At 60.6% G+C, this 26,458-nt stretch carries 26 protein-coding genes and 1 pseudogene; 21 read left to right on the top strand and 6 right to left on the bottom strand.

Translation table 11 applies throughout. The features are described 5' to 3' along the window. Positions 1–76 (top strand): annotated as a pseudogene (locus tag AC1DUP_RS36235) (cold-shock protein); the annotation flags it as partial. A gap of 125 nt (positions 77–201) precedes the next feature. Here AC1DUP_RS36235 and AC1DUP_RS36230 read toward each other — a convergent pair. Next, positions 202–492, bottom strand: coding sequence for a DUF2934 domain-containing protein (locus tag AC1DUP_RS36230; RefSeq protein ID WP_115038308.1), 291 nt, complete (start codon positions 490–492; stop codon positions 202–204). A gap of 706 nt (positions 493–1,198) precedes the next feature. Next, positions 1,199–1,528: a hypothetical protein gene (locus AC1DUP_RS36225; RefSeq protein WP_115038310.1), complete on the bottom strand. Its 330-nt coding sequence runs from the start codon at positions 1,526–1,528 to the stop codon at positions 1,199–1,201. 19 nt (positions 1,529–1,547) lie between these two features. Here AC1DUP_RS36225 and AC1DUP_RS36220 point away from each other — a divergent pair, with 19 nt between their 5' ends. Further along, a complete protein-coding gene (locus tag AC1DUP_RS36220; protein ID WP_162805126.1) occupies positions 1,548–1,703 on the top strand; it encodes a hypothetical protein in 156 nt (51 codons plus the stop codon). On the opposite strand, the gene AC1DUP_RS36215 is transcribed toward AC1DUP_RS36220, so the two are convergent. After that, complete coding sequence (locus AC1DUP_RS36215) at positions 1,700–1,855, bottom strand: hypothetical protein (protein WP_162805127.1); 156 nt, start codon at positions 1,853–1,855, stop codon at positions 1,700–1,702. The two genes, AC1DUP_RS36220 and AC1DUP_RS36215, sit on opposite strands and share 4 nt — an antisense overlap. A gap of 88 nt (positions 1,856–1,943) precedes the next feature. Here AC1DUP_RS36215 and AC1DUP_RS36210 point away from each other — a divergent pair, with 88 nt between their 5' ends. Then, positions 1,944–2,249: a hypothetical protein gene (locus tag AC1DUP_RS36210; RefSeq protein WP_115038312.1), complete on the top strand. Its 306-nt coding sequence runs from the start codon at positions 1,944–1,946 to the stop codon at positions 2,247–2,249. 84 nt (positions 2,250–2,333) lie between these two features. Here AC1DUP_RS36210 and AC1DUP_RS36205 read toward each other — a convergent pair whose 3' ends face one another. Together AC1DUP_RS36205 and AC1DUP_RS36200 are read right to left on the bottom strand one after the other, a co-directional pair. Next, complete coding sequence (locus AC1DUP_RS36205) at positions 2,334–2,465, bottom strand: hypothetical protein (RefSeq protein WP_477837298.1); 132 nt, start codon at positions 2,463–2,465, stop codon at positions 2,334–2,336. Positions 2,466–2,626: 161 nt separating this feature from the next. Then, the gene (locus tag AC1DUP_RS36200) at positions 2,627–2,902 is read right to left on the bottom strand and encodes a hypothetical protein (RefSeq protein ID WP_115038314.1); all 276 of its coding nucleotides are present in this window, start codon (positions 2,900–2,902) and stop codon (positions 2,627–2,629) included. A 195-nt stretch (positions 2,903–3,097) separates the two neighbouring features. On the opposite strand from AC1DUP_RS36200, the gene AC1DUP_RS36195 reads away from it, so the two are divergent. The 6 genes from AC1DUP_RS36195 (at position 3,098) to AC1DUP_RS36170 (ending at position 10,024) form a co-directional block, all read left to right on the top strand. Then, positions 3,098–3,853 (top strand): ImuA family protein, encoded by a 756-nt coding sequence (locus AC1DUP_RS36195; RefSeq protein WP_113311766.1) that lies wholly within the window; start codon positions 3,098–3,100, stop codon positions 3,851–3,853. Next, positions 3,774–5,288 (top strand): Y-family DNA polymerase, encoded by a 1,515-nt coding sequence (locus AC1DUP_RS36190; protein WP_115038315.1) that lies wholly within the window; start codon positions 3,774–3,776, stop codon positions 5,286–5,288. The genes AC1DUP_RS36195 and AC1DUP_RS36190 overlap by 80 nt, the downstream gene beginning before the upstream one ends. Continuing rightward, a complete protein-coding gene (locus AC1DUP_RS36185; protein ID WP_477837295.1) occupies positions 5,285–8,551 on the top strand; it encodes an error-prone DNA polymerase in 3,267 nt (1,088 codons plus the stop codon). Before AC1DUP_RS36190 ends, AC1DUP_RS36185 begins: the two co-directional genes overlap by 4 nt. A 163-nt stretch (positions 8,552–8,714) precedes the next feature. Next, positions 8,715–8,969, top strand: a complete 255-nt coding sequence (locus tag AC1DUP_RS36180) for a DUF6894 family protein (protein WP_113302017.1) — start codon at positions 8,715–8,717, stop codon at positions 8,967–8,969. Positions 8,970–9,075: 106 nt separating this feature from the next. Next, positions 9,076–9,357: a hypothetical protein gene (locus tag AC1DUP_RS36175; protein ID WP_113302016.1), complete on the top strand. Its 282-nt coding sequence runs from the start codon at positions 9,076–9,078 to the stop codon at positions 9,355–9,357. 289 nt (positions 9,358–9,646) lie between these two features. Continuing rightward, positions 9,647–10,024, top strand: a complete 378-nt coding sequence (locus AC1DUP_RS36170; protein ID WP_477837293.1) for a response regulator — start codon at positions 9,647–9,649, stop codon at positions 10,022–10,024. 39 nt (positions 10,025–10,063) lie between these two features. On the opposite strand, the gene AC1DUP_RS36165 is transcribed toward AC1DUP_RS36170, so the two are convergent. Next, the gene (locus AC1DUP_RS36165; protein WP_113302009.1) at positions 10,064–10,342 is read right to left on the bottom strand and encodes a hypothetical protein; all 279 of its coding nucleotides are present in this window, start codon (positions 10,340–10,342) and stop codon (positions 10,064–10,066) included. Between the two features lie 280 nt (positions 10,343–10,622). Between AC1DUP_RS36165 and AC1DUP_RS36160 the strand changes: the two genes are divergently transcribed. The 12 genes from AC1DUP_RS36160 to AC1DUP_RS36105 form a co-directional block, all read left to right on the top strand. Beyond that, entirely contained in the window at positions 10,623–10,910 is a 288-nt protein-coding gene (locus AC1DUP_RS36160) for a hypothetical protein (RefSeq protein ID WP_113302015.1), read from the top strand. Between the two features lie 180 nt (positions 10,911–11,090). Continuing rightward, positions 11,091–11,498: a response regulator gene (locus tag AC1DUP_RS36155; protein ID WP_113311763.1), complete on the top strand. Its 408-nt coding sequence runs from the start codon at positions 11,091–11,093 to the stop codon at positions 11,496–11,498. A 217-nt stretch (positions 11,499–11,715) separates the two neighbouring features. Continuing rightward, entirely contained in the window at positions 11,716–14,934 is a 3,219-nt protein-coding gene (locus tag AC1DUP_RS36150) for a maltotransferase domain-containing protein (protein WP_477837290.1), read from the top strand. A 16-nt stretch (positions 14,935–14,950) separates the two neighbouring features. Beyond that, positions 14,951–18,229, top strand: coding sequence for a maltose alpha-D-glucosyltransferase (treS, locus tag AC1DUP_RS36145; protein WP_477837301.1), 3,279 nt, complete (start codon positions 14,951–14,953; stop codon positions 18,227–18,229). After that, entirely contained in the window at positions 18,226–20,451 is a 2,226-nt protein-coding gene (glgB, locus tag AC1DUP_RS36140) for a 1,4-alpha-glucan branching protein GlgB (RefSeq protein WP_477837288.1), read from the top strand. The genes treS and glgB overlap by 4 nt, the downstream gene beginning before the upstream one ends. A 114-nt stretch (positions 20,452–20,565) precedes the next feature. Beyond that, the gene (locus AC1DUP_RS36135) at positions 20,566–21,264 is read left to right on the top strand and encodes a Crp/Fnr family transcriptional regulator (protein ID WP_477837286.1); all 699 of its coding nucleotides are present in this window, start codon (positions 20,566–20,568) and stop codon (positions 21,262–21,264) included. Positions 21,265–21,267: 3 nt separating this feature from the next. Then, positions 21,268–21,498 (top strand): DUF6894 family protein, encoded by a 231-nt coding sequence (locus tag AC1DUP_RS36130; protein ID WP_113509606.1) that lies wholly within the window; start codon positions 21,268–21,270, stop codon positions 21,496–21,498. A 173-nt stretch (positions 21,499–21,671) separates the two neighbouring features. After that, positions 21,672–22,547 carry a TIGR02587 family membrane protein gene (locus tag AC1DUP_RS36125; protein ID WP_477837283.1) on the top strand — a complete coding sequence of 292 codons (876 nt, stop codon included), beginning with the start codon at positions 21,672–21,674 and terminating at the stop codon, positions 22,545–22,547. Positions 22,548–22,555: 8 nt separating this feature from the next. Then, the gene (locus AC1DUP_RS36120) at positions 22,556–22,957 is read left to right on the top strand and encodes a TIGR02588 family protein (RefSeq protein WP_113311758.1); all 402 of its coding nucleotides are present in this window, start codon (positions 22,556–22,558) and stop codon (positions 22,955–22,957) included. Between the two features lie 15 nt (positions 22,958–22,972). After that, entirely contained in the window at positions 22,973–24,157 is a 1,185-nt protein-coding gene (locus tag AC1DUP_RS36115; RefSeq protein ID WP_477837281.1) for a low temperature requirement protein A, read from the top strand. A 211-nt stretch (positions 24,158–24,368) separates the two neighbouring features. Beyond that, complete coding sequence (locus AC1DUP_RS36110; protein ID WP_477837279.1) at positions 24,369–25,436, top strand: YihY/virulence factor BrkB family protein; 1,068 nt, start codon at positions 24,369–24,371, stop codon at positions 25,434–25,436. A gap of 677 nt (positions 25,437–26,113) precedes the next feature. Continuing rightward, on the top strand, positions 26,114–26,458 hold a 345-nt coding region (locus AC1DUP_RS36105; protein WP_477837277.1), incomplete at its 3' end, for an alcohol dehydrogenase catalytic domain-containing protein.

Below are 26,458 nucleotides of genomic sequence, written 5' to 3'. Positions count from 1 at the left end.
GCAAAGCGTGTCCTTCGACGTTGGCCAGGATCGGAAGACCGGCAAGTCGAAGGCCGAGAACGTCAGATCGCTCTGAACCGAGCGGGATCTCCTTCTCGACAAGCCCAATGCATCGCGGGGCGCCATTGAATGGCGCCCCGCTCAAGCAACACCACCAGCCGGCCGAATTCGCCGGCGCGACTCAGGCCAAGGACCCGCTCTTCAGTGCTTTGTAGCGCTCGCAACCTTGGTTGATTTCGGCGGCCGGGCTGTCGTCGGAACGCTCTGGGCGCCGCTTTTGGATTTGCTGGCACCTTTTGTCTTTGGAGACAAATCCGCTGCGACAGCTTTCTTCGACCGAGGTTTCTTGGCAGGCTGACCGCCCGCATCGGCGCTCGCGGCGATTTCCTGAAACGCCTGCAACCAGTGCTTCATGTCCTCCCCATGGGGCCGGCCTTCCTGTTCCCAGATCTCGTAAGCGCGCTGTCTGATACGGTCTTCGCTCGATGCCATCGGTTTTCTCCAAGTCGGATTGTTGTCCGGATCAGAAATGGCGCGGTCGGTTACGGCGGCAACTATGGTGCATGTATTTATCGGCTGGATCCCATCACGAAAACGCTACGGATCGACCGGACCCCTGCCCTCTACAATCCGCTGGCCCTTGCGAACCCCATCCATCCCACAGCTGCCATTAACCATACGCTTGGGAAATGGCCGAGACGGATAGCAGACCCAATGGCCCCCCGCGAAGGATCGTGAACCGCCGCCCTGGAACCTAAAACCTTCGCGAGCATTATAGAGCCGCTTCAACAGGGATTATCTCCATGGATCACCAGACGCTGCTCGCCACCACCTTCGCCTTCGCATCCTTTGCCCTTGTCTGGTGGCAAACGAAATCCTGACAGACGAACAGCCGGGCCGCCCATTCAGGGTTCAACATGAGAGGGCTATCGATCACGACCGGTTCAGCCTACCCTTGCCGACGCGGCCGCTCGCACTGACGTTTGTCCGGTAGAGCGCCATCAACATCGGCCCCAGCGAAAACTCGCCGTAAGCATCCGCGGCGCCGCGATCGCAATCGGGGCGGCGGGTGCCTATACACGCATATTCTCATCGAAGAATGTGACTGGGTCCCAGGATGTCGGCGGGGCGGGGAAGAAGATGTCGTCTCGATCCGGGCTGAAAAGGGCGTGCGGCCCCACGGCAGTTTCACGCCGGGCTAACTCTGGCGGAAGTACCCGTGGTCGGCGGTGCACGGGGCACCTGCAGAAGGACCCGACAGTGTCGAAGGGCTCGTCAATATCGATGATGACGCGCGCGCCTTCGACGGCGATTTCTTTCGAGCCTGGACGATTGCTGGTGATGTGATCGTCCGCACAACATTATCGTCGATGCCTTCAACGGCGTGCATCTCTTCAATCAGGCCGGCGAATCCATAAAAGACAATTTTTCCCGCAATGTCCTGATCGAGGACAACTGGTTCGTTCGCATCCACGACAAATGCCGTCGAGCCCGAAAACTTCGCCTGGAACTGGACGATAAGGGGCAATACCTTCGTTGATTGCTACATGCCGTTCTCCTTCGAAATGGAGCGATCCGGCTATTTCTACCTCTATAGCAATGTCAGTTGGAATATCGATATTCCAGGACCGGACGGCGATACCCACGCCAAGGGACAGCTCTTCAAGTTTCCCGAAACCCATAGCGCCGACGGTCCGCACTAAATCTTCAATAACACCTGGCTGCTGCGCTGGCCAATCGTGAAGAAGAAACTGTTTCGCGCCTCGTCCACAGCAACAATCTGATTTGGCTCTGCAGCGGACAGTGCCAGATACAAGCCGGAGGGGGCGTCACCCTTCGGCAATGGCTGGAACATCGACGACTTCCCGACGGCACAGGTCCATTCGCCCGACAGCATTTTTACGCGCAACTGGCCATGGCGACAAATTACCGTCAACGGCGATGTGATTGATCGCTCGCATTTCCCCGATATTGTCAGGCAGGCCAATTACTGGGTCGACCCCGCAGCGCAACGCCAGCCGGTCGATTTTGGACAGACACGGCCGGTCATCCCGGAAAGTTTGAGGATTGCGTCGCCGCCTGCAGCGATCGCCATGGAGATCAAACTTGCCAATCGTAAGAGTGTTCAGGTCAGGCCCGACGGTTATGTCGTCGGTGCCTGGCAGGGCAAGAACAGATTGGCAATTGCCGGCCCCGCCTTCAGCGAGCGCTGGCCGGGGGATGAAGACCGAGGCCCGAATACATCGTGAGGAAGACTTCACCGATGTGACCGCAATCCCTCATACCTTGTTTCCCCGGTCGCGAGCCCATCTGTCGACGGCAGACAGCCGCTGTCAGTGATCGTCGCCGGGAATGGACGATGTCGGCCGGGGGTCGACCAGATGGCGTCCGAATGGATTGATGGCGATGAGCGCGACCAGGATCGCGAATGCGGAGGCGGTAAAGAGGCGTTTTTGAAAGCGCATCGTTCTTCCAGCCGATCTGAGGCAGCCGGAGAGACCGGACCACCGGAAGGTTTCTCGGTTTTTAACCGCCAAAGCTTGACGTCCGGTTAGGGATCGCCCCCTCTGAACCATCCTAGGCCAACGGCCGGTGCGCAAACTGCGCAAGCTGCACGCCAGCGACCCTAGCCTTCCTTCTTGAGAGACAGTCCGGCACCGTTCAGGCCAGGGAAATGGGTGTCGCAGCGGTCGATACCGTCCTGACCATGCATCTTCGCACATCCCATCGCCACCCGGCGGCGAAGCGTAACGAAGGTGAGGCTTGCTCCATACTGCTTGACCAGCGTCCGACGGTCGAGCTCGCCATGACGGTCGCAGACGAGGCATGCGACCGCGATTGTCGCCTCCCGAAATTCGCGCAGCGTCACCCCATCATAGGCATTTTTTCTTATCGATGACATTTTTTCAGCTGTGGACCAAATTTTGGTATTTACCTGTATTCATTCTGTTTTTCATTCCGGCTTTCATGTGGATGATTGGCTCTATAGGAATATCCACCCGTAACATGCACATTGACTCACATTCAAATTAGGAACAAATAAAGAACATATCCGCTTTCCTGCGGTGTGGAAACCTGAATTCTGTGAAGAGCAAATATGGCTCGGCCAAGCGCAAATCCAATTATCTCGGAGCTTCGAGAGCGTATCCAGCATCTCGAAGGAGCGGCAGCCCGCGCGACAGCGGTCCTGCCATTCGGCATTCCTGGGATCGACGAGCGGCTGCCGGGTGGAGGGCTTGCCTATGGGGCGATCCACGAGTTTGCCGGCGGCGGGGCAGCGGCCATCGATGGAGCCGCCGCCGCCTTGTTTGCGGCGGGCGTGGCTGCCCGCACGAAGGGCGTGGTCGTCTGGTGCCTGGCGCGTCCAGATCTCTTCGCGCCGGCGCTGGCAGGGGCCGGTCTTCATCCCGATCGGGTCATCTATGTCGAAGCTGTTCGTGAGGAGCACGTGCTTGAGGCCTGCGAGGAGGCGTTGCGGTTCGGAGGGCTTGGTGCGGTCGTTGCGGAGGCCGTGCGGTTGCCGATGGTCGTTTCCCGCCGCCTGCAATTGGCGGCCGAGGGATCAGGCACGCTCGGCCTGATCATTCGACGATGGCGGCGCCAGACGGAAGCGGCCGATTTCGGGCATCCGACGGCGTCCGCCTCGCGCTGGCGCATATCGGTTCTGCCCTCGCAGCCGCTCCCCGTTCCCGGTGTCGGTCGCGCCCGGTGGCTCGCCGAACTGATCCGGATCAAGGCGGGAGACAGTGCAGATTTCATCGTAGAGGCATGTGATGGTCAGGGTCGTCTCCGTATTTCTTCCGACGCTGCCGACGGATCGTATCAGACGCGCCGATCCGTCCATTCCGGCTGAGGCACCGCTCGTCGTCATTTCCAGAAGCGGATCGAAACGATGGCTATCGGCCGTCGACACCAACGCCGCCAAACTCGGCCTCAGCCCCGGCATGCCTGCTGCCAAGGCGCAAGCGCTCGTACAGGGTCTCACCATGGTCGATGCCGACCCATCAGCCGATCTCGCCGCGCTGGAGCGGATCACCCTCTGGGCACTCACCCAGTATTCGCCGGTCGTCGCCATCGACCCACCTGATGGCATCGTCCTGGATACCGAAGGGGCCGATCACCTGCAGGGGGGCGAGGGGCCGATGCTGTCGGGCCTGATCAACAGATTCCGCGCCAAGGGTCTGCCGGCGCGTGCCGTCGTTGCAGACAGCTGGGGCGCTGCCCATGCATTGGCACGCTCTCTCGGAGAAGAGACGCGCGTAGTTGCGCCGGGTCAGACACGCGAGGCCGTTGTCGGACTGCCGATCTCCTCGCTTCGTCTTGACGCGGAAGTGCTGACAGGACTGCGCACCCTCGGGTTTCGAACCGTCGGCGAGCTTTCGGCGGCGCCGCGGGCGCCCCTGAACCTGCGTTTTGGCCCGCAGATCACCCGCCGGCTCGACCAGATGTTCGGGCGCACAGCCGAGCCGATCGACCCCATCCGCTCGCCGGCATTCGTGGAGGTCGATCGATCCTTCGCAGAACCGATCGGCACGCCCGAGACGATCGCGAAATATGTCTCGCAGCTTGTCTGCAGCCTCTGTCATGGCCTTCAGGCGCGCGGTCTCGGCGTGCGCCGCACCGATCTGATCATCCATCGGGTCGACAATACGATCCAGGCGCTGCGAGCGGGGACCGCCAAACCAGTCCGCGACATCGCATGGCTTACCAAGCTGCTGCATGATCGCATCGAGCGCATAGACCCAGGGTTCGGCATCGAAAAACTCAGCCTCGCCGCCACAATGGTCGAGCCACTCGCCGACAAGCAGATCGCCGACACCCTGGTCGAAGATCCCGCGGCCGATATTGGCGCTTTCGTCGATATTATCGGCAATCGCGGCGCATTCCGGATCTACCGCCTCGCGCCGGTCGCAAGCGACGTTCCCGAACGATCGGTCCAACGCGTTTCCCCTGTCGCCACCGCGCTGGGACAGACCTGGCCTTTGATCTGGCCGCGCCCGGTGAGATTGATGGATCGCCCGGAAATGATCGAGGTCATGGCGCTGCTACCTGACCATCCGCCTGCCTGGTTTACCTGGCGCGGCAAGCGCCGGCGGGTCAAACAAGCAGATGGGCCTGAGCGCATCTTTGGCGAATGGTGGCAGCGATCATGCGAATGGGTCGCCGTGCGCGACTATTTCACGGTCGAGGATGAGGCGGGCGAACGCTACTGGATCTATCGCGCCGGTGACGGCGTCGATCCGGACACGGGCTCGCACCGCTGGTTCCTGCACGGAACCTTCGCATGACCTACGCCGAGCTGCAGGTCACGACCCATTTTTCGTTCCTGCGGGGCGCCTCCTCGGCCGAGGAGCTGTTTGCGACGGCAAAATTACTGGGCATCGACGCTGTCGGGATCGTCGACCGCAATTCGCTCGCCGGCATCGTGCGGGCATTGGAGGCGTCGCGGACAACCGGTTTGCGGTTGCTCGTCGGCTGTCGCCTTGACCTGCAGGACGGCATGTCGATCCTTGTCTATCCAACCGATCGGGCCGCCTATTCGCGGCTGACGCGACTGCTGACACTCGGAAAAAGCAGGGGCGGAAAGGCGAACTGCATTCTGACACTTGATGACGTTGCGCTCCACGCGGAAGGACTTATTGGAATTCTGGTGCCCGACCTGCCGGATGAGATCTGCGCACTCCAGCTCAGAAAAATGGCAGAAGTCTTTCAAAACCGCGCCTATGTGTCGCTTTGCCTCCGACGCCGACCAAATGACCAGCTTCGCCTGCACGAGATCTCCAACATGGCGGTTCGCCACCGTGTCAAGACGGTCGTCACCAACGACGTGCTCTTCCACGAACCCTCACGCCGCCAGCTCCAGGACGTCGTTACCTGCATCAAAAACCGGACGACGATCGACGACGTTGGCTTCGAGCGCGAACGCCATGCCGACCGTCATCTCAAAGCACCGGAGGAAATGCAGCGGCTGTTCTCTCGCTATCCGGAAGCACTCGCGCGCACGATGGAAATCGCCGAACGCTGCAAATTCTCGATGGAGGAACTGACCTATCAATATCCGCTGGAAGCAATCGTCGCCGGCATGGACGCCCAGCAATCGCTTGAACATTATGTCCGGGAAAACATTCCCGGCAGATATCCCGAAGGCCTTCCTCAGAAGGTGCTCAGATCAGTCCGCCACGAACTCGATCTGATCAAGGAGATGCGCTATGCGCCTTATTTCCTGACCGTCTTTTCCATCGTTCGTTACGCCCGCAGCCAGGGCATCCTCTGCCAGGGGCGTGGCTCCGCCGCCAATAGCGCTATCTGCTATATCCTCGGCATCACCAGTATCGACCCGGAAACCAACGATCTGCTGTTCGAACGCTTCGTCAGCAAGGAACGCGACGAGCCGCCCGATATCGACGTCGACTTCGAACACGAGCGGCGCGAGGAGGTCATCCAGTGGATCTATCGGACCTACGGGCATGACAAGGCGGCGCTCTGCGCGACTGTCACACGCTACAGGGCGAAGGGTGCGATCCGTGACGTCGGCAAGGCGCTCGGCCTGCCCGAAGACCTGATCAAGGCCCTGTCGTCGGGCGTTTGGGCCTGGAGCGAGGCGGTCGGTGAAAAACAGGTCAGGGAACTCAACCTCAACCCCGATGACAGGCGTTTGGCGCTGACCCTCCGGCTTGCCCAGCAGTTGATGGGCGCGCCGCGCCATCTCGGTCAGCATCCCGGCGGTTTCGTGCTTACCCATGACCGCCTCGACAATCTGGTGCCGATCGAGCCGGCTTCCATGGTCGACCGCCAGGTGATCGAGTGGGACAAGGACGACGTCGAGGCACTTAAATTCATGAAAGTCGACGTGCTGGCGCTCGGCATGCTGACATGCATGGCGAAGAGTTTTGCCTTCCTGCGAGAGGAGAAAACCATAGATCTCGATCTCGCGACGATCCCGCAGGAAGACCCTCGAACCTATGCAATGATCCGCAAGGCCGACACGCTTGGAACCTTCCAGATCGAGAGCCGGGCGCAAATGTCGATGCTGCCGCGCCTCAAGCCGCAAACCTTCTATGATCTCGTGATCCAGGTGGCGATCGTCAGGCCCGGTCCGATCCAGGGCGATATGGTGCATCCCTATCTGCGCCGGCGCGAGGGCAAGGAAAAGGTCGAATACCCGACGCCAGAACTGGAGGCAGTGCTCAGCAAAACGCTCGGGGTGCCGCTTTTTCAGGAGTCGGCGATGAAGGTCGCGATGGTCTGCGCCGGATTTACGGGCGGGGAGGCCGATCAACTGCGCAAAAGCATGGCGACCTTCAAGTTCACCGGTGGCGTCAGCCGCTTCAAGGACAAACTCATCTCCGGCATGATCCGCAACGGCTACACGCCACAGTTCGCGGAGAAGACCTTCGGCCAGCTCGAAGGCTTCGGCTCCTACGGCTTTCCCGAAAGCCACGCGGCGAGTTTTGCACTGATCGCCTATGCGTCCAACTGGATGAAATGCCACCATCCGGACGTCTTCTGCGCAGCACTCCTCAATAGCCAGCCGATGGGCTTTTATGCACCCGCCCAGATCGTCCGCGACGCGCGCCAGCATGGCGTGAAGGTAAGGCCCGTCTGCGTCAACCGGTCCAGGTGGGATTGCACGCTCGAACCGGTCGACGGCGTCGAGGACGAATATGCGATCCGGATTGGCATGCGGATGGTTCGCGGCCTTGCCATGGCGCATGCTGCCCGCATCGTCGCCGCGCGTGCGGATTATCCCTTCGAAAGTATCGACGACATGTGGCGGCGTTCCGGTGTCCCTTCGGCATCGCTGGAGCAGTTGGCTGACGCGGATGCGTTTTTGCCATCGCTGCGGCTGGAGCGCCGTGATGCCCTCTGGGCCATCAAGGCGCTGAGAGATGAGCCACTGCCGCTGTTTGCAGCTGCCGCCGAACGCGAGGCAAGATCCATAACCGAGCAACACGAACCCCTGGTCGAACTTCGGCAGATGACGGAGGGCCACAATGTGGTTTTGGACTACGGACACACGGGGCTGACCCTTCGCGAGCATCCCGTCAGCTTCCTTCGGCGCGATCTGGCGGAGCGACGCATCGTCACCTGTAGGGAGGCGATGTCCGCCGGCGACGGCCGCTGGCTGATGGCTGCCGGGCTTGTGCTGGTGCGTCAGAGGCCGGGATCCGCAAAAGGCGTCATCTTCCTGACGCTCGAAGATGAGACGGGCGTCGCCAATGTCGTCATCTGGCCGAAGCTGTTCGAGCGCTCGAGGCGGATTGCGCTCGGCGCCTCGATGATGGGGATCAACGGGCGCATCCAGCGAGAGGGCGAGGTTGTCCATCTCGTCGCCCAGCAATTGTTTGACTATTCCGGACAGCTGAACGACCTTGCCGATCGCAACCTCGAATTCCGGCTGCCGACTGGCAGAGGCGACGAATTCACCCATGGCACGCCGGGGCGGGCAGATTCCCGCGAACAGCCGGGGGTCAGAATGAAGTCGCGAGACATTTTTATTCCGGACCTCCACATCGACACCTTGAAGGTCAAAAGCCGGAATTTCCACTAGCGGCAGCTTGACTGCAGAGGTCGCCTACGGCGGCCGTCCGGACAAGCATTTTGATGTCATCACTGCCTTTCCCAACCGGGCAGTTGCGTCACGACATCGACTGGACAGCGGCAGAAGGGGAACAATCAGGCCCGGATGATGTTTGTCGATGAAGGAGGCGCACATGCCCAAGTTCTTCTTTCAGGTCATTGACCGGACGGGCGCGGAGCCGACGGAGTTCGCACTCGAATTTCCAAGCCTTGACGATGCTAAGCAGGAGGCGCGGCGTGCGCTTGCCGAGATGGCGTCCGAGGGCTTGCCGGCAGAGCCGCTGAATATGCTCGCAGTCGAACTTTTCGACGAAAACAAGGTTCCGATCACCGAACTCAGGCTGCTGCTTGAGGAGGTACCGAAATTACGCCCGGATGTGGCCGGCTGACGCGACCGTATCGCTCCTGCGGCCGGATCCGGAGCGTGGCGGCCCTGCAATCCGATGGGCTCTCTCACGCTCGCGCATGCCGGCTTGCTACCCATTGGAGGACGTTGTGAATACCGCAAATCTTCAACTCGAAGGCATGGTCATGGTCATCGCCTCGCTCTGCGAAGCGCTTGTCGACAAGGGCTTGCTGAACCACAAGGAAGTCGGCGATGCACTCGAACGTGCAAACCGCGCCGTCGAACGGGATGACGCCCACCAGCTGTCCGAAGCCAATCTGGCCGCCGTCTCGTTTCCGATCCATCTTCTAAGTCTGGCAAACCAGGCTCATGAACGTGGAAAACAGTTCACTTTCTCCGACTATGCGGCCCTCGTCGGCAAGCTGACGTAATATTCGGCGGCACCGACGACCGCCCGCCACTCCTCGAAGGAAGCGAAGGTTAGGGCCTGGGCGCATGACGCCAAAGCGCGGCCCCCTTGCGACGGACGCCATTCGATGCGAGCCCGAACTGCCGGCAACACCGCCGCAACCACCGAATGATTCCAGTCCGCACCGCGATACCAGAACGGCTTCCGGCAGCGAGCCATGCTGTCCCGCGCCCGCGTCAAGGCAGCCATGCAGCAGCCCGTGCTGAAAGACACGGGTGGCGCGCCATTTTCTCCTCCTTAACGAGATCGACATGCCTGCAGATCGCATTGTCGTCCTGGTCGTCGACGACGAAATTCTCGTGCGCCTGACCATGGCGGAAGAACTTGAGGACGCCGGCTTCGATGTGGTGGGCGCGATGGGTGGAACGCAGGCCATTGCTGTCCTGGAACGGGATCACCGCATTGAAGTTGTCGTCTCGGACATCAGGATGCCGGGGCCCATCGACGGCCTCGCCCTTTCCCGGACGCTTGCCGCGCGATGGCCGGGCACGAAGGTCATTCTGACCTCGGGCGCCGGTGACACGAAGCAGGAGGACGTTCCCCCGGGTGACCGTTATATCGCCAAGCCTTACGAAATCCGCCAACTCGTCGCCACCATCAAATCGATGGTCTTCGGCTATGTCGTCTAAGGGCGTGGGCGTCGACGACGCCGCAGCCGGTTATCGCCACTACACGGAAGAAGACGGCACCAGCCCGATCGGTCGGGGCTGGCGGTCAGACATCTGCGTGCCGTCAGGCCCGTGCGCACCGCCAGCTAAAACGCCAACGACTTCCTCCTCGGGCCATCCCGCCGCGATGGCGGCCTCGACCAGCATCGCTTCCTTCTCGGCCTCGCTTGCCGCAGAGGTTTCGTCGAGATGGCGGCGGGCAACATCCAGGCACTGCTGGAGATTGGCCTTGCGTCCGGAAGCGTCGGGGGAAAATGTGGGGGATGCGACGTAGGTCATGGGCGTGCTCCTATTGATGTCGGGAGGAAACGTCGCGCGGCATGACACGTTCCACCGCATGGCTGCGACTTTCACGGCGGCGCCTCTTCCAAGGCGTGACCTCGCCGATACGGTCCTCTCCTCTGCGCGGCCCGGAACGGGCGGCGCAGCGGCCAGGGCATGTCGGGGCGTTTCAACCATGCGCCCGGCTCCCGGCACGCGTCCCACCGGCTTTCCGCTGCTGCCTCGGGAACTTCAAACCCCTCACGACGTTGACACGGCGAACCGATGGAGCATTCAAATGACTGACCCTAAAACCTCCCCTGCGGTGCAGGCTTATGAACGTGAAAAAGCCCGGCAGAGCGAGCACGAGAGCAAGGGTGACCTGGACCAAGCCCTTGAGGACACCTTTCCTGCCTCCGACCCGGTGTCGTATTCGGTCACGTCCGTGGCCGGGGCGCCTCCGCCGATCGAGCCGCCCGCCCGGCCTGGTTTCGTCCACCACGCTCGCACCTGGATCAAGGCTAATCCGATCGCTGCGGTCGCGATGGCAGCAGCCGTGGCGTGGGTGCTCGGAGCGACGCGATAAGAAAAGCGGTCGCAGGAACGCAACGCCGATCGCCATTGCGGTGCCCGCCGCTGACCCGACCGCCACCAACCTGTCGCGTTCGCGTTTTATTAACCATGAAATCAAATGCCGGCGAACGAACTGTATCGATTTGGGTCATTGCAACGTTTCATTCCCATCTCGACAACTGGATGTGCGGCCATGGCAAAAGTGATGATTGTGGAAGACGAGACGCTGATCCGGTTTGCGCTTGCCGACGCATTGATCGACGCCGGGCATGTGGTCATAGAATGCGGCAACGTGCTCGAGGCCGTGGCCGCTCTTGCCAGACACGATGACATCGAGGCGGTGGTTACTGATATCGACATGCCCGGCGGCCTTTCCGGCCTGGAACTCGTTGGCCTCATGAAGGCGACAAGATCGTCGGTGCCGGTTTGGGTGACGTCCGGGCGGAAGGTCGATATCGCGCACCTCAAAGGCGCTGCATTCTTTCCGAAGCCCTATGATTTCGCCGGGCTTGCACAAGTCATCACCTGCCATGTCGTCATCGCAGAGCAGCGCCGCAGCCGCCAAATGTACCGATCGGGTGTGTCGCGCCCTTCGCGTTAAATCACCCGTTGATGGCAGCAAGGCATCTCGACAGGATCCTGGCTGCCCTTCCGATCGTTCCGACCGTCGCGTGCCACAGAGCGCCACCCCGAAACTTCAAGGGCTGTGATTTAACCCGGTCTTTGGCGATATCCGTCGGAACAAGTCGAGCTTTTGAAGGTTAGCCTCCGCAACCTAGAGACGGACGCCTCGACTGGCGCGTGGAGACCTCCGAGTGATGACGTCTGCATCAATTTCGACCGCTTCCATCACCCGCCCGCGGATCTATTATGTCAATCCGCTTCTGTTGTCCGGAATGGATCGATGGCGTGAAATCTTCGACCATGCCCGCTCCCTGGGCTTTGACAGTGTGTTGTCCGCCCCGCCGTTTCAAAGGACCGAAGGAGGCAGCCTATTTTCGACCGCCGACTACACGATGCTCGACCGAGCCCTCGGACTGGACGGAGACGCCGAGGCCGCATTGGCAAACCTCGCAAGGCATGCGCAGGAACGCGAGATTGAATTGCTGCTCGATCTTGCGGTCGGCCAGCGCGCGCCAAACGGCCGTGTGCCCACACCATCGCTCGACCCGAGACGGTCACCGCTCATGCCGTTCGAGCAACATGGCTCGCTTTCTCAGCCCATTGCCGAGGAATGGGGAGCACGGCTGACGGCTTTCGCCGCCTGCGGAATTTCAGGCTATCGCATCGTCGGGCTCGAGGCGCTGCCGGCCAGCCACTGGCAGCGGCTGATCGGCATCGCCAAGACCGCACACCCCGCGACACGCTGTTTCGCCTACACGCCTGGAACCGACTTTTCCTTTCGTTCGACCCTGCGCAACAGCGGTTTCGACGCCACGTTTTCCTCGCTCGCCTGGTGGGACCTGCGTGAAAGCTGGCTGTTGGATGAATACCGTCTGCAGCGCGAGATGGGGCCACAAATTGCATTTCCAGAAGCGCCTTTCGCAAGACGGCTGGCCCATGGCACCGAAAGCAGGGAAATCCGCGAGCGCCGATCGCGCCGCGCTCTCCACCTAGCAGCCGCATTTGGCGAGGGGCTCCTTGTCCCGATGGGATATGAATTTGGCGCGATGATGCCGCTCGACCCGACGCATGGCCATGGAGAAGGCCTGCGCGTCCTGAAGGCGGAGGGGGCGTTCGATATTTCGGGTGAGCTGAGCGAGTTGCTGGCGGCTCAACGGAGTGAACCGCAAGCTAGCCTGCTTCTCAACTACGAGACGTCGGGTCAGGTCACGGTCATCTCCCAGGCCGATCGTCCTGATCTAAGGACTGCGCATGAGGCGCGGTTGATCCTGGTCAACAGGGACCTGCGCCGGTCCGCCGCCATCCCCGACGACGTCGTCAATCGCGCGGCCCTGCCTTTCATTCCTGACACCGCGCTGGACGGCCGGCGATTGGCCCCGGGCGAAATAGCCGTTGTGCCGACCGCGGCCCGTCCCGTCATCATAGCCGAGCAAGCGGATCTGCCCCTCGCGGAAGCGACATCATCCCCGCGCATCGCCATAGAAAAGATTAGGCCGCAGGTCGATGACGGCCGTTTTCCCGTCAAGCGCGTCATTGGAGAAACCCTCACCGTCGAGGCCGATATTTTCGCGGACGGTCACGATCTCCTGTCGGCAGCACTCCTTTACCGCGCACGCGGGCAATCCGACTGGCGCGAGACGAGGATGGCGCTCGTCGAGAATGATCGCTGGCGGGCAAGTTTTTTTCTCGACCGTGTCGGCCGCTTCGAATTTTGCATCGAAGCCTGGAAAAATCCGTTCGTGATCTTCCGTTACGAACTTCTCAAGAAGCATGAGGCGCGGCTCGATCTGCGGCTGGAACTGATCGAAGGCGAAGACCTAATCAGGAAAGCCTCCGCCGACCCAGCCAGGACCATGGCGTCCGAAGAAAGGAGGGAGCTGGCAGCCCTGCTGTCCGGGCTCGAAGCACGCGAAGGCGCCGACAAGCTCGACACTCTCCTTGCCGCACGCACGGCAGAGCTCATGGCGATGGCCGATCGCCGTCCTTTTGCGTGCCGATCAGGCGTCTTCGGTGTCGAATCCGAACGTCGCGAGGCCGCTTTTGCCAGCTGGTACCAGATCTTCCCGCGTTCCCAGAGCGGTGACCCCGATCGGCACGGCACCTTCGAGGATGTCATTGCACGCCTGCCGGCGATCCGCGACATGGGCTTTGACGTTTTGTATTTTCCGCCGATCCACCCGATCGGCCGCACCAACAGAAAAGGCCGCAACAATTCGCTGGTGGCCGCCACCGCCGATCCGGGTAGTCCCTACGCAATCGGCTCGGAATCGGGCGGCCACGAGGCCATTCATCCTGAGCTCGGCGAATTCGACGACTTCGAGCGCCTGGTCGAGGAGGCAGGCAAGGCCGGATTGGAGATTGCGCTCGACCTTGCGATCCAGGCCTCTCCGGACCATCCCTGGCTCAAGGAGCATCCGGGCTGGTTCGACTGGCGGCCCGACGGGACGATCCGCTACGCGGAGAATCCGCCGAAGAAGTACGAAGACATCGTCAATGTCGATTTCTACACTAGGGACGCGGTGCCGGCGCTATGGGTCGAACTGCGCGACATTGTGGAAATGTGGGTTCAAGAAGGCGTCAAGCTGTTTCGCGTCGACAATCCCCACACCAAGCCCTTTCCATTCTGGGAATGGATGATCGGTGACATCCGCGCCCGTCATCCCGAGGTCGTCTTTCTGTCGGAAGCCTTCACGCGACCAAAGGTGATGTACCGCCTGGCAAAAATCGGCTTTTCGCAATCCTATACCTATTTCACCTGGCGCAACGCCAGATGGGAGCTCGAGCAATATATGATCGAGATCACCCAAAGCGAAGCACGCGAATTCTTCCGGCCGCATTTCTTCGTCAACACCCATGATATCAACCCGGACTTCCTGCAGAATGCGCCACGCCCTGCCTACCTTATCCGGGCAGCACTGGCCGCAACGCTATCTGGACTGTGGGGCGTCTATAACGGATTCGAGCTTTGCGAAGGCCGACCCGACGCCAAACGCAAGGAATATGCCGACAGCGAAAAATACGAGATACGCGCCTGGGATTATGACCGCCCAGGCAATATCAAGGCCGAAATCGCCATGCTCAACCGGATCCGCAAGAATAATCCGGCGCTGCATTCCCATCTCGGACTGACGCTTTTGCCGTCTTCCAACGCCAACGTCATGTTCTTCGAAAAGGCGAGCGCCGGGCGCCACAATGTCCTCCTGATCGCCGTGACCGTCAATCCGCACGCTGCGGAGGAAAGCAATGTCGAATTTCCGCTCTGGCGGTTCGGCCTGAACGATTCAGGCACGCTCGCATTCGAGGATCTGGTCAGCGGAGAAAGGTTCAGTCGAACCGGAAAGTGGCAAACGATCAGGCTGGACCCGGCCCATTTGCCGTTTGCCATTTGGCGCGTCAGGGCAGGAGAGGTCTGAAATGGACACCGCTTTCATGGAAGGCAATAACAAACCCGCCGATGACATGCTCTGGTACAAGGACGCGATCATCTATCAGTTGCACATCAAATCCTTCTACGATGCCAATGGCGACGGTATCGGCGATTTCGAGGGCCTGTATCAGAAGCTCGACCATATTGCAGCGCTTGGTGTCAACGCCATCTGGCTCCTGCCCTTCTTTCCTTCACCCGGACGCGACGACGGTTACGACATTGCCGACTATCGCAACGTCAGCCCGGACTACGGCACGCTCGACGACTTTCGAAAATTTGTCGCCGCGGCCCACGAACGTAGTATCCGCGTCATCATCGAGCTCGTCATCAATCACACGTCCGATCAGCATCCATGGTTCCAGCGCGCCCGGCAGGCTCCTGCCGGAAGCCCCGAGCGTGATTTTTATGTCTGGTCGGATACCGACCAGAAGTTTCCGGAAACGCGGATCATCTTCCTCGACACGGAAAAATCGAACTGGACCTACGACCCTGTCGCTCAAGCCTATTACTGGCACCGCTTTTATTCACACCAGCCGGACCTGAATTTCGACAATCCCAGGGTGATGGAAGAGCTAATCGATATCATGCGGTTCTGGCTCGAAACGGGCATCGACGGGTTCCGCCTCGACGCGATCCCCTACCTCGTGGAACGCGAGGGTACCAACAACGAGAACCTGCCGGAAACCCACCTTATCCTGAAGCAGATCCGTGCAGCACTCGATGCCACCCATCCAGGCGTAATGCTGCTTGCCGAGGCAAACCAGTGGCCCGAGGATACGCGTGAATATTTTGGGAATGGCGACGAGTGTCATATGGCCTTCCATTTCCCGCTGATGCCCCGCATGTATATGGCGATTGCCAAGGAAGACCGCTTTCCGATCACCGACATCATGCGGCAAACGCCGGACATTCCCGAGACCTGCCAATGGGCAATCTTCCTCAGGAACCATGATGAGCTGACGCTCGAGATGGTGACTGACGCCGAGCGCGATTATCTCTGGGAGACCTATGCGTCCGACAAGCGGGCGCGCATCAATCTCGGAATCCGTCGCCGCCTAGCGCCGCTGATGGAGCGCGATCGCCGGCGTATCGAATTGATGAACGCGCTCCTGCTGTCGATGCCCGGTACGCCCGTCGTCTATTATGGAGACGAGATCGGCATGGGCGATAATATCTATCTCGGCGACCGGGACGGCGTGCGCACGCCGATGCAATGGTCGCCCGACCGCAATGGCGGTTTCTCGCGAGCAGATCCTGCTCGCCTCGTCCTGCCGCCGGTTGCCGATGCCCTTTATGGGTTCGAGGCGCTCAATGTCGAGGCGCAGGTCTCCGATTCCCATTCCCTGTTGAACTGGACCCGGCGCATGCTGGCGCTGCGCGGCCGCCACAGCGCCTTCGGACGCGGCACGTTGCGCTTTCTGACGCCGAGCAACCGGCGCATTCTTGCCTATCTTCGTGAGCATGGCGACGAAGTCCTTCTGTGCGTCGCCAATCTTTCGCGGCTTCCCCAGGCTGTCGAGCTCGACCTGTCGGCCTTCGAAGGCCGAATCCCTATCGAGCTGACCGGCATGTCGCCCTTTCCGCCGATCGGCCAGCTCACCTACCTGCTGACCCTGCCGCCCTATGGATTTTTCTGGTTCCAGCTCAATGCCGAAGCCGATGGCCCTGCCTGGCGCATGGCACCGCCCGAGCAATTGGCCGACTTTGTCACGGTCGTCGTCCGGCGCAGTCTGACGGAGCTCGCCGAACAGCCCCAGCATGCTGCCATGCTCAGCCGCGATATCCTGCCCGCCTATCTTTCCAAGCGTCGCTGGTTCGGCGCCAAGGACCAACCCCTTCAAGAGGCGCGGCTCGTCTCCGCGACACCCATTCCGTTCGCCGATGGCGTCGTGCTCGGCGAGCTGGAGGCCGTGCTTCCCGACCATGTCGAGACCTACCAGCTGCCGCTCGCGGCCGAATGGGATGACACGGCGCCGAACGTGCTCGGCCAGCAGCTGTCGCTCGCGCGCATCAGACAGGGCAGGCGTGTCGGCTTCCTGACCGACGGTTTTGCTGTGGAGACGATGGCCCGCGGTATCCTGAGAGGACTTTGCGACCGCTCGATCGTGAGTGGGCGCACAGGCCAGATCGAATTTATTGGGACCGACCAGCTCGATTGCCTGGCGTTGAGCGACGACATGGCGATCCACTGGCTGTCGGCAGAACAGTCGAACAGCTCGCTCATTGTCGGCGATCTGGCGATGATCAAGCTGATCCGCCATGTCTTCATCGGCGTGCATCCCGAAGTCGAGATGACGCGCTATCTGACCGAGCACGGCTATGAACACACCGCACCACTCCTTGGCGAAGTTGTACGCACCGATGGCGAGGGCAGGCGCTCGACCTTGATCATCGTCCAGGGCGCCATCCGCAACCAGGGCGACGCATGGAACTGGATGCTTACCAATCTCAGACGCGTTGCCGACGAGATTGTCATGACCGAGGCCGCCCTCGAGACGGCCGACGACCAGCTGCAACCGCTCCTGAACTTCGTTGGCATGGTCGGAGAACGACTGGGCGAACTGCATGTGCTCCTGTCGCGCCCGACGGAAGACGAGGCGTTTTCGCCGCGGCCGGCAAATGGTGCCGACGTGGATGCCATTAAGAAATCCGTCACCGGTGAAATCGACTATGCCTTTTCCAAACTGGTCGACATCGGCGAGGACGTCGACGGCGAGGTGCGCGAGCGGGTCGGGCTCCTTCTTGGCAAACGGGACCGGATCATCGCTCTCGCCGAGGCTCTCGCCGGAGAGGCAACGGGCACGCTGCTGACCCGGGCACATGGCGATTTTCACCTCGGTCAGATCCTGGTGACCGAGGGAGATGCCGTCATCATCGATTTCGAGGGAGAACCGGCCCGTAACCTCGCTGAACGAAGGGCCAAGACAAGCCCGCTGCGCGACGCTGCCGGCCTGTTGCGTTCGCTCGACTACCTGGCCGCGACCGCAATGCTCGAAAATGACGCTATATCCGATCATCACGATGCACGGCGCCGGCAGGTCATTACCCGTTTTGGCCAAAGCGCGGAACGGGTGTTCCTGCAAGCCTATGTCGAGGCACTGTCGGCCTCCCCCGATCTTCCGAAGACCTCGGCAGAGGTGGGGCGCATCATCGACATCTTTCTCCTGGAAAAGGCCGCCTATGAAATTGCGTATGAAGCGCGCAATCGCCCGAAATGGCTTCCGATCCCGCTCAATGGCTTTGCCAATATCCTGACCCGACTTTCGGAGAGCCTTTCATGACCGACATCGCCGACATCTTCTTCGGTGTGGAGGCGGACGCGATGCAAGCCCTCCTCGAGGGCAGGCACGACGATGCTTTCTCGATCCTCGGCATGCATCCGGCCGGCGACGGCCGCTTCAGCGTCAGAGCTTTTCTGCCTGGGGCATTGGGACTTGAGGTCATCGATCGGGAGAGCGGTGGGTGTCTCGCCTTGGCCGACCTCGTTCATCCCGCCGGCTTTTTTGGAGCGATCCTTGCCGAACATCGCCCCTATAGTTTGAAGATCCACTGGCCGGATGCGGTCCAGCTCACGGATGATCCCTACAGTTTCGGACCGCTGCTCGGTGAGCTTGACCTTCACCTCATCTCCGAAGGAACGCACTATAACCTGACCCGTGCGCTTGGTGCCAACCCGATGACCGTTGACGACATCGCCGGCGTGCGGTTTGCCGTCTGGGCGCCCAATGCCCGGCGCGTCTCTGTCGTCGGCGACTTCAATGCTTGGGACGGCCGCCGTCATCCGATGCGGCTCCGACCACAAGCCGGCGTCTGGGAAATATTCGTCCCGCATGTCACCGTCGGCGAGCGCTATAAGTTCGAGATCCTCGATCAGGATGGCAAATTGCTTGCCCAGAAGGCCGATCCGGTGGCCCGGGCTGCGGAGCCGGCACCGTCAACGGCTTCGGTGGTCGCCTCCACGGACCCGTTCCCCTGGAGTGACGGAGCATGGATGGACGCGCGCCGGGCGGCGGACCGGCTGGGCGAGGCAGTCTCGATCTATGAGATTCATGCCGGCTCCTGGGTGCGCGACATGCAGGATGGCGCACGCGCGCTTGACTGGGTGGAGCTGTCGCAGCGGCTCATTCCCTACGTTCGCGACATGGGCTTCACCCATATCGAACTGCTACCGATCATGGAGCACCCTTTCGGTGGATCCTGGGGCTACCAGCCACTCGGTCTCTTCGCACCGACTGGTCGCTATGGCACGCCTGAGGATTTTGCCTATTTCGTCGATCGCTGCCACGGCGCCGGGATTGGCGTCATCCTCGATTGGGTCCCGGCACATTTTCCGACGGACGTCTGGGGTCTGGCCCGTTTCGACGGGACCGCGCTTTACGAGCACGAGGACCCGCGGGAAGGGTTTCACCAGGACTGGAATACCCTGATCTACAACCTTGGCCGCAACGAGGTCAAAGGCTTCCTGATCGCCAGTGCGCTCGAATGGCTGGAACACTATCATATCGACGGATTGCGTGTAGACGCTGTCGCGTCGATGCTCTACCGCGACTACAGCCGTGCCGACGGCGAATGGATCCCAAACCGCTATGGTGGGCGCGAAAACCTCGAAGCCATCGAATTCTTCAAGCATCTCAACAGCATCGTCCACGAACGCTATCCGCACGCGCTGATGATCGCGGAGGAGTCGACCGCCTTTCCAAACATCACCAGGCCACCGGCAGAAGGCGGACTCGGGTTTGACATGAAATGGAACATGGGATGGATGCACGACACGCTTCGCTACATGTCCGACGATGCAGTCTACCGAAAATACAACCACGGCTCGATGACATTCGGCATGATCTATGCCTATAGCGAACGTTTCATCCTGCCGTTTTCCCATGATGAGGTTGTCCACGGAAAAGGTTCGATATTTGCCAAGATGCCAGGGGACGATCGGCAGAAAATGGCCAACCTGCGCGCCCTTTTTGGCTTCATGTGGGGACACCCCGGCAAGAAGCTCATCTTCATGGGGTGCGAGATCGGGCAGAGGTCGGAATGGAGCCATGACGGTTCCGTCGAATGGGATCTTCTGGATGATCCGGCTCACGCCGGACTGCAACGCCTGGTGCGGGATCTCAATCGGGTTTACCGGCATTTTCCAGGCCTGCACTACGGCGACACCGAACCTGACGGCTTCGAATGGGCCGTTGCCGACGATGCGGAAAACTCCGTGCTTGCAATGCTGCGCTATGACCGCGACCGCCGCTCTGCGGTTTTGGTCGTTTCAAATTTCACCCCCGTGGCGCGGCCCGGTTACCGGATCGGCGTTCCATTTCACGGCCGCTGGCGCCAGATACTCAACACCGATGCGACCGTCTATGACGGAGGAGAGGCGGAAACGGGCGATCGCGACACGCAGCCCGTTGAGGCGCATGGTCGCGGTCAATCGCTTGTCGTCGATCTTCCGCCCCTGGCAACAACGATGTTTATCTCCGAGGATGGACGGAACCAGGAGCCGTGATCGAAGTTCAACGGGAGAAATGCGCCCGCGGGCGAGGCCGCTGCCGCGTCCTCCCGGCAACTGGTGAGCGCGGAGGAAAAGATGGCTCCAAGCCAGGACAAAATAACCAATCGTATGCTGACGGCGCTCGATAACGAGGACTTTGGACTTCTTGCGCCGCATCTTGAGATGATCGACCTGCCGCCGCAATTCAAGATTGCAAAGCCCCGGGAAAAGCTGGACCATGTGTATTTTCTCGAAAGCGGTGTCGGCGCGGTCATGACCGTTTCCTCGACGGGCCAGATGGCGGAAGCGGGCATGTTCGGCTGGGAAGGGTTTGTCCCCACCGCCGCCATCATCGGCGACGACACCGTTCCGTACCTGGTCGAAATGAACCTCGGGGGCGCAGGCTACCGCGTGCCTATCGCGGCGATGCGCGAGGCGACAATGAGGAGTTCGAGCTTTCAGGTTCCACTCATTAAATACATGCACGTCTTTGCCACCCAGGTAGCTTACACTGCGCTTGCCAATATCCGTTACCTGCTTGAGCAACGTCTGGCACGCTGGATCCTGATGTGTCACGACCGACTTCGCACGGACGAAATGGCGATAACGCACGACTATATCGCCCTCATGCTGGGCGCGCGCCGCCCTGGTGTGACGACCTCGCTGCATGTCCTCGAAGGCCATCACCTGATCCGCTCGCTAAGGGGTTCGATCATAATCCTCGACCGGCCCGGACTGGAAGAATTCGCGGCTGGCTCTTATGGCATTCCGGAGCGCGAGTACGAGCGGCTGATCGGGACGAGCGGACGTGGCAATTCCAAACGGTGACACATGCGATACTATTTTCACATCAGGAATGGAGAAGAACTGATCTGCGACCCAGAAGGAAGCCAGTGCGCAACAGTCGCTGAGGCGATACTGGAAGCGAAGGCCCATGCGCGCGAACTCATGGCCGAACGGCTGAAGTCCGGCAGGGAGGTGGACGGGCAGAGTTTCGAAATCGTTGACGAAACGGGTTTGCTTGCCGCGACGGTTCGGTTCAAGGATGTGTTGCCATCCTAGCCGCCTCGGCTATCGGGGGAGCATCATGCAAGCGTTCTGCGCTCTGGTCCCGGCGAAGCGCGAGCCTAGATGGCGGGTTAGGACGCTGCCACTCGATCAACGCTTTGATCTCGTGCCAATTTTACCTGCGCGGCGGCTGGGTACTGGCCAAGTGCAATCGCTTTCCTAGTTTCATGGCGATCATGGTTTCGAAAGCACAGCTGACACAATCCAGGGAATGGGACGGATCGCGATTTGCCACGGGGCTCAGCCGCGGGTGTGCCGGCGCGCTGATCTTTGCGCTGCCGATGTTCATGACGATGGAAATGTGGGAGCTTGGCTTCTATATGGATCGCGGCCGATTGCTGCTGCTGCTTCTGCTCAACATTCCGCTGCTCATTGTTTTGTCCAACAATGTCGGGTTTGAGGCAACCCATACCTGGCGCGATGCGATCCGGGACGCGGCCATCGCCTATGCAATCGGCATCGTCTCCTCCGCCGCAGTCCTGTTGGCGGTCGGCGTCCTGCAGTTTGGTCAACCCTTTCAAGAGGTCGTTGGAAAGGTCGCCGTGCAAGCGGTTCCGGCAAGCATCGGCGCGCTTCTTGCCCGTAGCCAGCTGAACGGCGATCCGGGAGATGGCACCGAAGACGAGGACGATCCGGTCGAGGCGGGCCCGGCAGACTATGCCAGCGAACTCTTCCTGATGGCGATCGGCGCGCTCTTTCTCGGCCTCAACGTCGCGCCGACCGAGGAGATGATCCTGCTGTCTTACAAAATGACACCATGGCACGTCCTGGCTGTCGTCGTCCTTTCCCTCCTTGTCATGCATGGATTCGTCTATGCGGTGTCGTTCAAGGGCGGACATGAGATCGGCGACGAGGTGCCAGCCTGGCACGTCGTCATCCGCTTCACATTGCCGGGATATGTCATGTCCCTTCTTGTCAGTGCTTACACGTTGTGGACTTTCGAGCGTTTCGGAGATGCATCGATCTGGCCGATGCTTGCCACCGTCGTCGTTCTTGGCCTGCCATGTTCCATCGGCGCGGCCGCCGCGCGACTGATACTGTGAGGAGCCGCGTGGACGACAAACCGAACGCCGCCCAAAACAAGCCTCACGTCGTCGAATGGGCAGTGGGGCTGGCGAGTACGCTGCTTGTGGCAGCCATGATCGGATTCATTTTCTATCAGGCGGTCACGCAATCGCCTTTGCCGCCCCGTCTTTCGATTGAAAGACTTCCAACGGTGGCGGGGGATTCAGACCGGCACGTCCGTTTCGCGATTCACAATGATGCCAACAGGACCGCTGCTGCGGTGCTCGTTCATGGCGAGGCCACACGACAGGATGGCAGGTCAGAGGTCGCGGAAACGACATTCGATTATGTACCGGCGCAGTCGCGGGCAACGGGCGCCCTAATTTTTTCGATACCCGTCACCGAGGCTAATCTGACGATCCGCGCATCCGGATATATGGACCCCTGAGTCGGGAGAGGTGGCATGGACAGGGCTGCGCAACGACGAGGGTGGATCCGCGATCCCGCTGCAAAGAAGTCCAAGGCAAGCTTCCCGGAGCTTTTCTTTGACCTCGTCTTCGTTTTTGGGCTTATCCAGCTTTCCCACACGCTGGCAACGGACTTCAGCTCAGCAACAGTCGCAGAAGCCGCGCTGCTGGTTCTGGCTATCTGGTGGATCTGGATCAACACGGCCTGGGTGACAAATCTTCTTGACACCGATCGTGAGCCTGTCCGGTTCGGCCTCTTTGCCTTGATGCTGGCTGGCATCTTGATGGCGATCGCTCTGCCCGAGGCTTACGGCGACCACGCGCTGGCCTTTGCCGCGATCTATGCGGCGATGCAGATCTGCCGCTCTGCTTTTACGGCCTACGCCTTTTTCTCGCAAGATCGCCAGTCGGCCATGACATTTGTTCGAATCAGTGTTTGGTCGATGGCGGCCGGAGCTCTCTGGATCGCGGGCGCGCTCGTCGAGGTCGAGTGGCGCGTAAGCCTTTGGGCTGCCGCGATCGCCGTGGAATATGGCGTGCCGCTGCTACGCTATCCCGTTCCGGGTTTTGGCCGCGCTCCCAGCGCAACGCTGGCAATCTCTGGCGAACACATGGCGGAACGCTGCGCCCTGTTCGTGATCATCTGCCTCGGTGAGGCGATCCTCAGCAGCGGTCGCAATGCGGTCGAACACATGAGTGCCGACATGACGTTCGCTGTCTTTTGCAGCGCGTTTCTCGGGACCGGTTGCATGTGGTGGATCTATTTCCACTATGGGCAAGGGGAGGCAGCAGAGAAGGCCCAGGCCACGTCCAAACCGGAGGCGGTTGCCCATAACCTCTTCACCTACGGCCATTTGCCGATCGTCGCCGGCATCATCCTAACTGCTGTTGGAGAGGAATTCGCGCTCTCTCATGCCTCCGAAGATGCAAGCTTTGAACATGCATCGGCCATTCTCGGCGGTCCTGCACTCTTTCTTGCCGGCAACGTATGGGTAAAGCTCGCAGCCGCCAGCCGCTTGCCGATTTCGCATCTTGCCGGGCTCGTCCTGCTTGCCGCGACGGCGGCAGCCGTTCCCTTTGCCACCAATACACTTATTGCGATCGGTGCAACGGCAAGCCTTATGCTTGCAGCCCTCTGGGAATATGTGGCTTTGCGGCGAAGTTCGCCGGTCGCCGCCTGATGTGGCCGCAGCCGCCTGTACTATCGCCACGCCGCCACTCACAATGGATCATTGTGATGATCGAACTCGACATTCTCGAGTGGATTGGAACAAATCGACGGTCTGCACGATTGCGCCACCAGCAGTAGCGTGCCGAGCCCTCACTAACCGCTTTGGCATCATGCTGTTCTCGATGCATCAATCCCGATGGCAAGCAGCGGAGCAGATAGTCATGGGCACGCAACACCATTCTATCCCCAGGATTATGTTCGGCCTGATGGCTGTCGCCGGCCTTGCCTTGTCGCTTGGAGGGGAGAGGCCTCGATCACAGTCGGTTGCAGCACCGATGCGCGATGATGATCGTGGCCGAGAGGCCGACGTCCCTGAAGAAATCCCCGTTCGTGGCCTGCGGGACGTCTTCTGGCGTGTCATCGGGGAGATCAGCGAAGACAGGGTGATGCTGATTGCGGCGGGCGTGACCTTTTACTTGCTGCTGGCGATGTTTCCGGCTCTTGCGGCTCTCGTGTCCCTCTACGGCCTCGTCGCCGATCCAATGACGATCGCAGATCATCTGCGCAAGCTGGCGATCCTGCTGCCGCCCGGCGCCTTCGACATCGTTGCCGACCAGATCCGGACGCTCGCCGGTCGACGGGAGGAAAGCCTCGGAGTAACGTTCTTCGTCGGCCTTGCCTTCGCGCTCTGGAGCACCCATAGCGGCACACTCTCCCTTTTTGATGCGATGAATGTCGCTTATGAGGAAAAGGAGAAACGCGGCATCATCCACCTCAACCTCATAGGCCTTGCCTTCACGCTCTGCGCCATCATTGGCGCGATCGCCGTCGTGTCACTGATCGCGGTCATGCCTTTCATCCTGTCCTTTGTCTGGCTTGATGGTTTCAAGGAGAAGCTCGCCCTTGTGGGCCGCTGGCCGCTGCTCCTCCTCATCGTCGCCGGCGCGGTCTCGGCGATCTATCGGTTCGCACCGAGCCGCGAACCGCCAAGATTGCGTTGGCTGACCTGGGGAGCGGTGCTGACGACGTTCGCCTGGTCGGCAATGTCGCTTGGATTTGCCTTCTATCTGGACCACTTCGCCAACTATAACGCGACGTATGGAACACTTGGCGCATTGATCGGCCTGCTTGTCTGGATCTGGCTCTCGATCACCATTCTGATAGTCGGCGCCGAACTCAATGCAGAGCTTGAGCATCAGACGGCAAGAGATACGACGTCCGGACCGCCACGCCCGATGGGCGCACGCGGCGCCTATGTCGCCGATACGCTCGGACGCCAGGTGGATTGAACCAGCCGTGACCGCTCGGCCGTGATGGGGCCGCCCGTCAATCTCGCTCGGACGTTCAAGCCCTTGCTTGTCGAAAGCTATCTTGGCTATCGCCGTGAAGTGCGCGGTATCAGGCCACCGGCGACGCGGTTCGTTTGCGATGGAATGTGGAGGGCCTATCGGTGGTGAGGGTCGCTCCCGCCTTTCTCGCCAGCTGTCGGATGGCAAAAGGTTTCGTGATCATTTCCATGCGGGGCGCCAAAAGTCGAACGTGCGCTGCCGTCGGGCAAAGCCCTTTACGAAGAGACCTTCAACAACGGCCTTTCCGCAACGGCTATCTCTGCTAACCATCGACCGTTGAAGCCCGGCAACCAGACATCGGAAACCGAGAAGATCCTACCGACCGCCTCTTCGGTCATATGGCCGAGGACCTCGTGTCGAGCCTGGCGGACGTCGCAAAACACACCGACCGTTCCGATCATTAGAAGAAGATTTCGAATTCTTCCAGACCCGATCGCGTTCACTCAACTTTCGGGCGCGATGCATAGCGGCCGTTCGCCACGCTCCGTTTTTACCGCCAGTCGCGTCCACCGTTCGTCTAGAACATTCGCTCTCGTCGGACCATCGCGAACAATTCGTGGGGAACAAGGTCGCCGCGGCGAGGTTCGGGAGCAGAACCGACAAGAGGAGGACGAAACATGAAGGCGCTCACTTGGCACGGCAAGCATGACATACGCTGCGAAAGCGTTCCCGATCCCGAGATCGAGGATGGCCGCGACGCGATTATCAAGGTCACGGCCTGTGCGATCTGCGGCTCCGATCTTCACCTCTTCAACGGCGTCATGCCCGAGATGCACAGCGGCGATATCATGGGCCATGAGACGATGGGTGAGGTCGTCGCACTCGGCAAGGACAATAGCAATCTCAAGATCGGCGACCGCGTCGTCGTTCCCTTCACCATTTCCTGCGGCGAATGCTTCTTCTGCAAACGAGGCTTCTTTTCGGGCTGCGAACGCTCCAATCCCGATCCCGCCAAGGTCACG

This window comes from Rhizobium sp. 01L419, assembly GCF_056400025.1.
This window is presented reverse-complemented; position numbering and strand designations above follow the sequence as displayed.

Bases quoted from the DNA above. Each gene is read 5' to 3' on its own strand.
- AC1DUP_RS36185 (WP_477837295.1), top strand. From the start codon at position 5,285: ATGACCTACGCCGAGCTGCAGGTCACGACCCATTTTTCGTTCCTGCGG.
- AC1DUP_RS36125 (WP_477837283.1), top strand. From the start codon at position 21,672: ATGGCGATCATGGTTTCGAAAGCACAGCTGACACAATCCAGGGAATGG.
- AC1DUP_RS36150 (WP_477837290.1), top strand. From the start codon at position 11,716: ATGACGTCTGCATCAATTTCGACCGCTTCCATCACCCGCCCGCGGATC.
- glgB (WP_477837288.1), top strand. From the start codon at position 18,226: ATGACCGACATCGCCGACATCTTCTTCGGTGTGGAGGCGGACGCGATG.
- AC1DUP_RS36155 (WP_113311763.1), top strand. From the start codon at position 11,091: ATGGCAAAAGTGATGATTGTGGAAGACGAGACGCTGATCCGGTTTGCG.
- AC1DUP_RS36170 (WP_477837293.1), top strand. From the start codon at position 9,647: ATGCCTGCAGATCGCATTGTCGTCCTGGTCGTCGACGACGAAATTCTC.
- AC1DUP_RS36160 (WP_113302015.1), top strand. From the start codon at position 10,623: ATGACTGACCCTAAAACCTCCCCTGCGGTGCAGGCTTATGAACGTGAA.
- AC1DUP_RS36130 (WP_113509606.1), top strand. From the start codon at position 21,268: ATGCGATACTATTTTCACATCAGGAATGGAGAAGAACTGATCTGCGAC.
- AC1DUP_RS36190 (WP_115038315.1), top strand. From the start codon at position 3,774: ATGGTCAGGGTCGTCTCCGTATTTCTTCCGACGCTGCCGACGGATCGT.
- AC1DUP_RS36135 (WP_477837286.1), top strand. From the start codon at position 20,566: ATGCTGACGGCGCTCGATAACGAGGACTTTGGACTTCTTGCGCCGCAT.
- AC1DUP_RS36195 (WP_113311766.1), top strand. From the start codon at position 3,098: ATGGCTCGGCCAAGCGCAAATCCAATTATCTCGGAGCTTCGAGAGCGT.
- AC1DUP_RS36110 (WP_477837279.1), top strand. From the start codon at position 24,369: ATGGGCACGCAACACCATTCTATCCCCAGGATTATGTTCGGCCTGATG.
- AC1DUP_RS36205 (WP_477837298.1), bottom strand. From the start codon at position 2,465: ATGCGCTTTCAAAAACGCCTCTTTACCGCCTCCGCATTCGCGATCCTG.
- AC1DUP_RS36200 (WP_115038314.1), bottom strand. From the start codon at position 2,902: ATGTCATCGATAAGAAAAAATGCCTATGATGGGGTGACGCTGCGCGAA.
- AC1DUP_RS36230 (WP_115038308.1), bottom strand. From the start codon at position 492: ATGGCATCGAGCGAAGACCGTATCAGACAGCGCGCTTACGAGATCTGG.
- AC1DUP_RS36165 (WP_113302009.1), bottom strand. From the start codon at position 10,342: ATGACCTACGTCGCATCCCCCACATTTTCCCCCGACGCTTCCGGACGC.
- AC1DUP_RS36115 (WP_477837281.1), top strand. From the start codon at position 22,973: ATGGACAGGGCTGCGCAACGACGAGGGTGGATCCGCGATCCCGCTGCA.
- AC1DUP_RS36180 (WP_113302017.1), top strand. From the start codon at position 8,715: ATGCCCAAGTTCTTCTTTCAGGTCATTGACCGGACGGGCGCGGAGCCG.
- AC1DUP_RS36220 (WP_162805126.1), top strand. From the start codon at position 1,548: ATGCCGTTCTCCTTCGAAATGGAGCGATCCGGCTATTTCTACCTCTAT.
- treS (WP_477837301.1), top strand. From the start codon at position 14,951: ATGGAAGGCAATAACAAACCCGCCGATGACATGCTCTGGTACAAGGAC.
- AC1DUP_RS36215 (WP_162805127.1), bottom strand. From the start codon at position 1,855: ATGTTCCAGCCATTGCCGAAGGGTGACGCCCCCTCCGGCTTGTATCTG.